1 protein-coding gene is annotated in these 502 nt (G+C 73.7%); it reads right to left on the bottom strand.

Going from position 1 to position 502, the window contains the following annotated elements; genetic code table 11:
* A partial coding sequence (locus tag ACT6Q8_RS25755; RefSeq protein WP_444739516.1) for a Tm-1-like ATP-binding domain-containing protein occupies window positions 1-502 on the bottom strand: 502 nt, incomplete at both ends.

Below are 502 nucleotides of genomic sequence, written 5' to 3'. Positions count from 1 at the left end.
GTGCTGCAGCATGCCCACCAGCGCGTGCGCCGCGTTGGCCAGGATGGTGCGCGAGAGCCGGTTGAGGCCGGCGATGTCGGTCACCGGGTACATCAGGGTGAGGTCCACCACGCCCACGTAGGCCGAGACGTCGCCGGCCGCCATGGTGGAGACCAGCAGCTTCGGCATGCCGATGGGCAGCAGGCGCATGGCCGGCGCGATCATGGAGCTGCCACCCGAACCACCCACGCCCAGCATGGCCTGGATCCCGCCTGCGCCCAGGCGCTCGCGCACCAGCGCGCTCAGCGCCTCGCTCATCGCGATCACCGCTTCGCCCCGGTCGGTGGGCTCGAACACGGCCGCCGCGCCCTTGGGGTGGTGCCGCGCCACGGCGGCGGCGTCGATGTCGGCCACGCCGCTCGCGCTGCGCGTGCCGATGTCCACCGTCAGCACGCGCACGCCGGCCGCGCGCAGCAGGCCGGCGAGGTAGTCCAGCTCGGCGGCCTTGGTGTCGAAGGTGCCC

The organism is Niveispirillum sp. (assembly GCF_052437035.1).
Classification (GTDB): Bacteria; Pseudomonadota; Alphaproteobacteria; order Azospirillales; family Azospirillaceae; genus Niveispirillum.
Note: the sequence above shows the minus strand (reverse complement) of the source record. Positions and strands in the feature narration are given on the sequence as shown.